At 52.6% G+C, this 7,610-nt stretch carries 9 protein-coding genes; all 9 read right to left on the reverse strand.

Features of this window, described 5'->3' with window-relative positions; genetic code table 11:
- Positions 1-24: 24 nt before the first annotated feature.
- Complete coding sequence (locus tag ABYW01_RS01230; protein ID WP_372830722.1) at positions 25-717, reverse strand: response regulator transcription factor; 693 nt, start codon at positions 715-717, stop codon at positions 25-27.
- Complete coding sequence (locus ABYW01_RS01235) at positions 710-1,156, reverse strand: Crp/Fnr family transcriptional regulator (protein ID WP_372830723.1); 447 nt, start codon at positions 1,154-1,156, stop codon at positions 710-712. The genes ABYW01_RS01230 and ABYW01_RS01235 overlap by 8 nt, the downstream gene beginning before the upstream one ends.
- 44 nt (positions 1,157-1,200) lie before the next feature.
- Complete coding sequence (locus ABYW01_RS01240) at positions 1,201-3,027, reverse strand: ABC transporter substrate-binding protein (RefSeq protein WP_372830724.1); 1,827 nt, start codon at positions 3,025-3,027, stop codon at positions 1,201-1,203.
- Between the two features lie 175 nt (positions 3,028-3,202).
- Complete coding sequence (locus ABYW01_RS01245) at positions 3,203-4,477, reverse strand: dihydroorotase (protein WP_372830725.1); 1,275 nt, start codon at positions 4,475-4,477, stop codon at positions 3,203-3,205.
- A gap of 5 nt (positions 4,478-4,482) precedes the next feature.
- On the reverse strand, positions 4,483-5,487 hold the full coding sequence (locus ABYW01_RS01250; protein ID WP_372830726.1) for an aspartate carbamoyltransferase catalytic subunit: 1,005 nt from the start codon (positions 5,485-5,487) through the stop codon (positions 4,483-4,485).
- A 21-nt stretch (positions 5,488-5,508) separates the two neighbouring features.
- Complete coding sequence (gene pyrR, locus ABYW01_RS01255) at positions 5,509-6,018, reverse strand: bifunctional pyr operon transcriptional regulator/uracil phosphoribosyltransferase PyrR (RefSeq protein ID WP_372830727.1); 510 nt, start codon at positions 6,016-6,018, stop codon at positions 5,509-5,511.
- On the reverse strand, positions 5,999-6,475 hold the full coding sequence (ruvX, locus tag ABYW01_RS01260) for a Holliday junction resolvase RuvX (RefSeq protein WP_372830728.1): 477 nt from the start codon (positions 6,473-6,475) through the stop codon (positions 5,999-6,001). Before ruvX ends, pyrR begins: the two co-directional genes overlap by 20 nt.
- A gap of 6 nt (positions 6,476-6,481) precedes the next feature.
- Positions 6,482-7,045: a YqgE/AlgH family protein gene (locus ABYW01_RS01265; protein WP_372830729.1), complete on the reverse strand. Its 564-nt coding sequence runs from the start codon at positions 7,043-7,045 to the stop codon at positions 6,482-6,484.
- A gap of 36 nt (positions 7,046-7,081) precedes the next feature.
- Positions 7,082-7,610: energy transducer TonB (locus ABYW01_RS01270; RefSeq protein WP_372830730.1), on the reverse strand; the 529-nt coding region annotated here is incomplete at its 5' end.

Consider the following 7,610-nt stretch of genomic DNA (forward strand, 5'->3'; position numbering starts at 1 on the left):
ACATTGAGGAAGAGGTGTTTGGGATCAGCAGCTCAGTTTGTATCCCAAACCGTGGACAGTCACGATAGGGGCTTCATGTTCTGTTTCCTCTTTGAGTTTCTTTCTGAGACGGCGGATCAGCGATTCCAGCGCGCGGTTACCGTATTCGTCGTCGGGATAGGACAGAGCCTGCAAAATTTCGTCACGGGTAGTTTCGCCGCCGTTATCTGAATACTGGCTTAAGGTACGGATCAGGCGATGTTCTTTGGTGGTTAACTTACAGCTGACGTTATTGGGGGAGGTCAGCGTGGCATGCTCATCACAGAATATCCAACGACCACTTTGCGGGCTTGGAGATTCTGCAACGACATTGACCCGGTCGTGCAGGTTGCGGATAGCAAACACCAACTCTTTCGGTGACGCCGGTTTTTGGATAAAGATGTCCGCGCCGTTTTCATACGCTGCGACCCGGTCCGGATTACTACAGCGGGCGCTTAGAACGATAATGCCCGGTTTGTTTGCTGAACCGGAGAGCTGGGAAACGATGGTATGACCGCAGTCGTCAGGTAAACCGAGATCCACAATAGCGACATCACAGGGGGCTTCCTGATAGGCTGCCATAAACTCCTTTACCGACGCGGTACCTCGAGCATTAATGCCACTCAGTTCGAGAAATTCCAGCAGCAACGAACGAAGGTCCTCATCGTCTTCAGCGACAAGTGTGTTGATATCAGTCATAGTCCTGCTTAGATCCGTTGTTCATTCCGTTGTTCATTCCGTTGTCAGGTTGCTGTAGAGATTGTCTCTCTAGTACCTGATCCTGATAGAGCTCGGTTGTCCTGCGCAGACGGCTGCTTAGCGATTTAAGCATTTCTAGCGCGAATGCCGGGTCTTTCCGAATACGGTGCATCAACCCACCGCCGCCAATGGTGGTGACACGTGTTTCACCAACGGCGTGAATATCGGCACTGCGCGGCAGGCCTTCTAATAGCGACATCTCACCAAAAAAGTCACCCGTTTCAAAGCGTTGTAGTAACACTTTTTCGCCATTAATAACGTTGGACGCTTCTGCTCCACCTTCAAGAATGATGAACATTTTGGTGTCGGTTTCTCCTTGCGCGACAATGAGTTCACCGTCGGAAAAACTGAGCGCAGGGGCGGCTTTTTGATCTGGCATGGACATTATTCGGTAACAGCCTCAACAAGAAAGATACAAGGTTTTTAAAGATTTTCGTCGTTAAAATAAGGGAATGAAAGTGTCACTTTTGTCCCAACTGCAACGGTGCTTTCAAGTGATACCGTACCACCAGCGCTCTCAGTGTAGAGTTTTACCAGATAAAGACCAAGACCCATGCTTTGCTTGGGATCGGTGTTTTTTCCACGGTAATAACGCTCGAATATGTGTGATTGCTCCTCTGGGGCAATGCCTTTTCCGTGATCGGCAACAGAGACATAAATATTGCGCTCATCCAGCGTGGTGTTAATAGTCACTGCTGCACCATCAGAATATTTTGCGGCGTTACTGATGATGTTATCGAGGCAGGTGGCGAGTATTTCCGGTGGGGTATTGATGTAGATCTCATCGTCGACACAGCGATGCACGTCAAATGGGTTTTTATAGATAATCCGGGCAGCATTGACCGAGTCTTGAAGACCATAAAAGAGACCGCTGACGTTGTCGTCGTGCTCAAATCTGCGTTTTTTACCGGGGATGGTTTCGATCAGCGCCACCAGCCGCTTGATGGCCTTTTCGATGGCATTAAATTTGGCCTGAGAGTTGGCGATTGTGCCGTCGATCTGTTGTTCCAGAATCGAACACGAGTTTTGAATGATGGCCAGCGGTGTGCGGTATTCGTGGGAGATCATATCGAGAAACGTCTGTTTCTCTTCACGTGTCGCTACCAACTGATCCAGGCTATGGGCCAGATCGCTTTCCGCGGCTTTGCGACGTTCGATTTCGGCTTTTAAGTTTCGTCTGCCGAGCATCAGGTAAAGGGCGAATGCCAACAGAGTCAGGGTTAGCAGGGAATAAACGATAAATGCCGTGGTGCGATAAAACGGTGTTTCTGGCCGTCTTGTTTGGAACAGTAAAGCGTTCAGATCGGGTTTTTTGCTCAGAATACCGCTGCGTAAAAACGTATCTGCAATATGCTGCCAACGCCCCGAATTCATATAGCCGATCTCAACCAGATCAGGACGGATGAGTTTGCTCATCTCCTGTGCCTCAAATCTCAGGTGTTCGCGGCTGTGCTGGGCATTGTAGTGGGTTTGGATCACATTGATGGTTTGTTCTACATGCTGAAGTGCATAGTCCCAACCCTCCAGAGTAGCTTTGCGAAAGGCCTTAACCAGTTCTGGTTTGTCGTTGATCAGTGTGTCAGTGGTAAAGAAGTTATCGCCGTAAAAATCAATGCCGCGGCTTCTGGGGTGGAAGATCTGATATTTAACCCCTTGCTGATTCAGCAAAAAGGGTTCGTCGGTGGTATAGATCGACATGCTATGTATCTGATCATCGATAAACGGCTGCACCGAAAATTCATGTTTCTCGGTATTCAGTTTCTCGATGTTCAGGCCTTCATCGCGGAACAGAGCCCAGAGGTCGGCAGCGTTGGGTTCCAGCATCAACGATTGGGTTGATATGTCCTGTAATGTGGCCGGTGTGCTCTGATAGCGGCTGATCAGTGCCTGAGGTGAGTGTTGAAAAATAACGCCGAGTACGACAACGGGTTTACCTTGAGCGCGGTAATAGATCAGGTCGGATGTACCCACGCCAAAATCGGCCTGCCCGCTGGTGACCTCATTGACCACACTTAATCCCGGGCTTGCAGGCTTTAATGTCACATCCAGCCCGGCTTTTTCGTATAGCCCCAATTCCTTGGCCATGTAGTAACCGGCGAACTGAAACTGATGGCTCCATTTAAGCTGAACGGTAACGGGTGTCAGCGCCGCTGAGGCCTGTTGAATACTGCAAAGATAGAGGAAAGCAACGCAATGCAGACAACGTCTGACAAATCGGGCGCGGTCAAAAATGGAAGGGAGGTGTCGCATCAATGGGCAGCATAGATTAGTTATTTTGAACTCATGCTACCTTCGAACGCGGGCGGAGGCGAACCCTGTTTTTTGTAGGATTGGTTAAATAGAAACAAACCCTGAGGGTATATTTGCCCTCAGGGTTTTACCGGTCGGTGATACGCGAGCGTATCATCGACCAACAGCAGAAGGTTTATCGCTGAAAGACCACGTTGCCATCGATCAGTGTATGAGTGACCTGACCTTTGAGGGCGTATCCCATAAATGGCGTGTTTTTACCTTTGGAGAAACTCTCTTCTTCCGTCAGGGTCCAGCGGGCATCAGGATCAAACAGACAGATATCAGCGGCTGCACCGGTCTGCAGTGTTCCGCTGTCTAAGCCCAGAATCTGAGCCGGCTGAGAGGTGAGTTTTTCCAGCAGCTGCGGCAACTCCATCAATCCCTGATCCACCAGCATCAGCGACAGTGGCAGCAGGGTTTCCAGACCGGTCATACCCGGTTCAGTGGCTGCGAACGGGGCATCCTTTGCTGCGGCTTCGTGTGGCTGGTGGTCAGAACACAGTGCCTGGATACCACCGGCAATCAGTGCCTGACGCAAGCCTGCACGGTCCAGCTGGCTACGCAGTGGCGGGATCAGATGGAACGCACTGTTAAAGCCGTTGACGTTCTCATCGGTCAGCAGCAGGTGGTGGATTGCCACATCGGCACTGACATTCAAACCACGTTCACGGGCTTCCATCACCATGCGCACTGAGCGCTCGCAGGAAAGTTGTCCAAAGTGAGCACGGACACCGGTCTGCTCAACCAGCGTCAGGCAGCGCGCAACTTCGATGGTTTCCGCCGCTTCCGGGATACCGTTCAGACCCAGACGGGTAGAGGTGGTATCTTCGTGCATGTGGCCGCCAGCGGTCAGTGATGCATCCTGTGGCTGAAACTGTACCAGCAAGTCGTGGGTTGCGGCATATTCCAGACAACGCATCAGCACCAGCGAATTGGCCACAGGCTCACGGGAGTTGGTAAATGCGATACAGCCAGAGCTGGCCAGCGCATGCATTGGCGCCAGCTGTTGGCCGGATAAACCTTTCGTCAGCGCGCCCATTGGCAACACTTTAGCTTTACCCAGATCTTCACAGCGCTCAAGGATCAGCTCAGCGACGGCGGTGGTATCGATCACCGGATTCGTTGTCGGCGGGGTCACTAATGTGGTCACGCCACCTGCAAGTGCGGCCTGAGTTTCGGTCGCCAGTGTGCCTTTAATGGTATAGCCGGGTTCCCGCACATGTGCGCAAAGATCTATAAAACCGGGGCTGACCACCTGGCCTGTTGCATCGATGGTCTGCTCGGCGTTAAAGCCTTCCGGTGCGTCACCAATCGCGGCAATTTTACCGTCACTGATATACAGGTCGGTTACCTGATCCAGCTGCTGTGCCGGATCAATAACGCGTCCACCCTGAATCTTAATATTCATCTGCGTTATTCCCCACTCTTCAGCTGCAGTTGTTTCTCTGTGGCCTGTCCGCTCATAGACATCGACATCACGGCCATACGCACGGCGATACCGTTGGTAACCTGATCAAGGATCAGTGAACGTGGGCCATCTGCGACCGATGAGGCGATCTCTACGCCGCGGTTGATGGGGCCCGGATGCATGACTACCGCTTCAGGGTGAGCCAGTGCCAGCTTCTCTTCGCTCAGACCGTAGAGTTTGTAAAATTCAGACTCGCTTGGCAGCAGGGCGCTGTTCATACGTTCTTTCTGCAGGCGTAACATCATCACGACATCGACGTCTTTCATGCCCTGTTCCATGTCGGTAAAGACACGCACGCCCAATGCTTCGATATGACGCGGCAGCAGCGTTTGTGGTGCAATGACACGGATCTCTGCAGCCCCAAGGGTGCGTAGCGCATGGATCTGGGAGCGCGCCACACGGCTGTGCAGGATGTCGCCCACGATGGCCACAGTCAGCGGAGCAAAGTCGCCCTTGTGGCGGCGGATGGTCAGCATATCCAGCATCGCCTGCGTCGGATGAGCATGACGGCCGTCACCGGCATTGATCACCGCAACCTTGGGGGTTACGTGTTCAGCGATAAAGTGTGCCGCACCACTGTCAGAATGACGCACGACAAACATGTCGGAGTGCATCGCTTCCAGCGTCATCAGGGTGTCTTTCAGGGTTTCGCCCTTAGAGGTGGAGGATGTGCTGATGTTGAGGTTCAGCACGTCTGCCGACAGGCGTTTTGCGGCCAGCTCAAAGGTTGATAACGTACGGGTACTGGATTCGAAAAACAGGTTTACCACGGTCTTGCCGCGCAGCAGCGGGACCTTTTTTACCTGTTGTTCGCCCATATCTACGAAAGAATCTGCAGTATCGAGAATCTCCGTCAGGATTTCGCGGGACAGACCTTCCGTGGTCAGATAGTGCTTCAGCTGTCCTTCGCTATTGAGTTGGATCTGGTTGGGATCGGTTTGCTCAAACATAACGCTCGCTCAAATTCTGTCTCAGGGACGTTCGCGGATTTCGAGGGTCAATGGATCGGGGCCTGTCAGCTTGATCAGCTGATTGTCACCCAGACTCAGAGTGCCGCCGACGACATCGGCCTGAATCGGCAGTTCGCGCCGCTCCAGATCCAGCAACGTAATCAGGGTCACTGATGCCGGACGGCCGTAATCAAACAGTTCGTTCATCGCGGCGCGGATGGTGCGACCGGACATGATCACATCATCAACCAACAGGACGTGGCGTCCCTCGGTGGCGGCTGGCAGCTGTGAGGGTTTCACTTTAGGGTGGAGGCCCACCTGGGTGAAATCATCACGGTAGAAGGAGATATCCATTACACCCAGCGGATCTTTCAGACCCAGCTGTGAGTGCAGGCGTTCGGCAAGCCAGACGCCGCCGGTGTGAATACCTACCATTAAAGGGTCTTCAATCTTACGCTGGCTGATCAGGGCGCTAAGCTCCTGACTCATTTTATCCAGCAGTGCGTCTACACTAGGACTGCCCGACGTCATAGAGGTCCTCCAATCGGGTATGGCTTGGGATGCGGGTAGGGCTGTTAAACCAGCTTTCGAGAATCAGTTGTGCCGCGATTCCGTCCACAGATTCTTTGCGAAAGTTACTGCTGCCACCCGCAGCAAAATGAATTTCTTTGGCTTCTGATGTGCTCAAGCGTTCGTCCATCAGGAAAACCGGGCACTTATAGCGTTCATGCAGACGGTTGGCGAATTTACGCGCACGGCGCGCCATCTCGCTGATTGTGCCGTCCATGTTGAGGGGGATACCCACCACCATAGCCTGCGGTTGCCATTCTTTGATGACGGCGGAAAGTTTGTCCCAGTCGGGAATACCATCGCGAGCTGCCATGGGAGGCAGTGCGGTTGCTGTGCCGGTGATCGACTGTCCATAGGCAAGGCCCATGCGGGATGTGCCAAAGTCGAAGCCAAGCACCTGTTGAAAATCATCGCTCATGGAAGCTCAGGCGTGTCCGGTGTCTGCTGTCAGGAGATCGAGGTTGATACCGAGCAGCATTGCGGCTGCATTCAGGCGCTCCTCAATCGGAGTGCGGAACATTATATCGGAATTCGCCGGACAGCTTAACCAAGCATTGTCGCTGATCTCCTGCTCCAGCTGGCCTGCGCCCCAACCGGCATAACCTAACACCACTAAACGTTCGGTGGGGCCTTTACCCGCAGCGATATCTTCCAGAATATCAATCGATGTTGTAAGGCTGGTATTGGCGTCAACATCGCTGGTGGCATTCCAGTGACCCGAATCTGCAGGGTGAAGAATAAAGCCGCGTTCGGGCTGTACAGGGCCGCCAAAATAAACCGTTTCATCCTGGAGGTTATCTGTTGTGCCCAGGTTGAGGTGGCTGAACAGGGTGTGGAGTTCGACCGGAACTGCGCGATTGACGATGATTCCCATCGCCCCTTCATCACTGTGCTCACACAGATAAATAAGCGACTGCGCAAAGTAGCGATCTTGCATGTGAGGCATGGAGAGCAGGAAGTGCCCACGGAGGTTAGTGGTATGTGACATTACGACTCCTGCTGTTTCGAGATACACTCACAGGTTTCAGTATACGACAGTATCGTTTTCAAATTTCCATATCCGGATAATTTCAAGTCGGTCTGTTGTCTTGCGCATCTCGACCGGAAAGGGTCGAAAGGGTGCTGAAAGCTGTACGATACGGATGGCTGCCTGATCCAGTTCTGGATATTCAGACGGTGACAGTATAGCGACTTCATCCAAGGTTCCGTCGGCATTCAGGGTGACCAGCAGACGCAGCTGTCCGCTCAGTTTCTGACGCCGGGCTGACTCTGGATAATTCAGTGCACCAATGCGTTGCACTTTCTCACGCCAGTGCATCAGGTAGCTATTTTCCAATGCACTGTTATAGCGACTACCTTGTAAACGTTTGGTCCGTTGGCCGACGGGTGCGGGTTCAAGCATATCCAGCGGAGTTTCTCGTGCCATGCTCAGGCTGCGTGCGAGCAGGCTGCTGGCCGAAATATTAGGTTTTGATGGCTCGGCCTTTTTCTCAGTAATGGAACTTGGTTTTTTCGTGAATGTTGCTTGCTGAGGCTGTACTGCTTTTTTAACC

The sequence above is a fragment of the Pontibacterium sp. genome (genome assembly GCF_041587635.1).
In the GTDB taxonomy this organism is placed as follows: Bacteria; Pseudomonadota; Gammaproteobacteria; order Pseudomonadales; family Balneatricaceae; genus Pontibacterium.

What these genes read in the sequence shown, in the direction of transcription:
- ABYW01_RS01245 (WP_372830725.1), bottom strand. Translation starts at nt 4,477, where the DNA reads ATGAATATTAAGATTCAGGGTGGACGCGTTATTGATCCGGCACAGCAG.
- ABYW01_RS01240 (WP_372830724.1), bottom strand. Translation starts at nt 3,027, where the DNA reads ATGCGACACCTCCCTTCCATTTTTGACCGCGCCCGATTTGTCAGACGT.
- ruvX (WP_372830728.1), bottom strand. Translation starts at nt 6,475, where the DNA reads ATGAGCGATGATTTTCAACAGGTGCTTGGCTTCGACTTTGGCACATCC.
- pyrR (WP_372830727.1), bottom strand. Translation starts at nt 6,018, where the DNA reads ATGACGTCGGGCAGTCCTAGTGTAGACGCACTGCTGGATAAAATGAGT.
- ABYW01_RS01265 (WP_372830729.1), bottom strand. Translation starts at nt 7,045, where the DNA reads ATGTCACATACCACTAACCTCCGTGGGCACTTCCTGCTCTCCATGCCT.
- ABYW01_RS01235 (WP_372830723.1), bottom strand. Translation starts at nt 1,156, where the DNA reads ATGCCAGATCAAAAAGCCGCCCCTGCGCTCAGTTTTTCCGACGGTGAA.
- ABYW01_RS01230 (WP_372830722.1), bottom strand. Translation starts at nt 717, where the DNA reads ATGACTGATATCAACACACTTGTCGCTGAAGACGATGAGGACCTTCGT.
- ABYW01_RS01250 (WP_372830726.1), bottom strand. Translation starts at nt 5,487, where the DNA reads ATGTTTGAGCAAACCGATCCCAACCAGATCCAACTCAATAGCGAAGGA.